Here is a 1163-nt window from a genome sequence, read left to right as displayed (position 1 = left end):
AGGAGGAGGGACAAAGCTCGATTCTGACTGTTAGCCGCAGTACAGACCGTGGGAGATTTCACCCCTCCTCCTTTCACCCAAGCGCCGATAAAGAATGCATCTGGCCTAGACCGACGATAGGAACAAGCCTGCGCCTCTGGGTGAACCCTTCAAGTGTTCAAACCTTAGCCCGGAGGATTTTCAATGGCAATGCCGGTTTCTGTCGCAAAGCCGATCGTGGGTGTTGATGTCGCCAAAGATGAGTTGGTGATTTATCACGCAGAAACAGATCGACTGGAAGCGATCCCCAACACCAAAGCAGCGATCAAGAAGTGGCTCAAGGAATTGCCCGCGCCAGTGGATGTCGCCATCGAAGCCACTAATATCTATCATCAGGAATTCGCCGACCTGGCTTATGCGCAAGGCTGTGTGATCTACATGATCGGCGGCTACGAGCTCAGCCATTACCGCAAAGGTGTGAAAGTTCGCGCTAAAACCGATGCGCTGGATGCTCGGTTGTTGGCTCGCTACTTGAACAACGAAGGCCACCAGTTGCACCCGTGGACCCCGCCATCGCCACTGTATTGCCGGCTTGTAAGCCTTTTCCGGCGCCGGGCAGCTTTGGTTCAGGCGCGCGTCAGCCTCAAGCAAAGCTGGTCAAACGAACCGTTGCTCAAAAAGGCCTTTGAGAACCAGATAAAGGCCATGCAACGACTGGAGATCTTGCTCGAGAAAACAATCCAGACGCAGTTGGAAGCCGCTGGCTTGGGCGCTCAGCTCAAGCGTTGTATGAAAGTCGAAGGCATTGGCCTGTTGAACGGTGCCCGTTTGCTCACGTCGTTTCAGCGTGGGGATTTCAGAAATGCCGATGCCTTCATCGCTTTTCTGGGCCTAGACCTGCGTATATCGGACTCAGGGAAAAAGAAGGGACGCCGCTGCCTGTCTAAGCGAGGTGACCCAGAGGCCCGTCGATTGATGCATAACGCCGCGATGTCGGCGAGGCGCACAGCGGCATGGAAGGGTTTTTATGAGGCATTGAGGGCCCGGGGACTCAGCACAACCGAAGCATTAGTGGCACTGGCCCGCAAGCTTGCCCGAGTAGTATTCGCCCTGCTGAAGAACCAGAGCGAATACTTACCGAAGGGCATTTAAGGGGTAGCCCTGCACCATAGAATCTCCCACAG

The 1163-nt window shown here is 54.9% G+C and carries 1 protein-coding gene; it reads left to right on the top strand.

Annotation, left to right across the window (positions count from 1 at the left end):
* The first annotated feature begins 183 nt into the window (after positions 1-183).
* Positions 184-1131 (top strand): IS110 family transposase, encoded by a 948-nt coding sequence (locus tag AACY31_RS28740; protein WP_339483836.1) that lies wholly within the window; start codon positions 184-186, stop codon positions 1129-1131.
* Positions 1132-1163: the final 32 nt, after the last annotated feature.

The sequence above is a fragment of the Pseudomonas sp. RL_105y_Pfl2_101 genome (genome assembly GCF_963970585.1).
In the GTDB taxonomy this organism is placed as follows: Bacteria; Pseudomonadota; Gammaproteobacteria; order Pseudomonadales; family Pseudomonadaceae; genus Aquipseudomonas.
The sequence above is the reverse complement of the archived record's forward strand: the minus strand, read 5'-3'. Positions and strand labels throughout refer to the sequence as shown.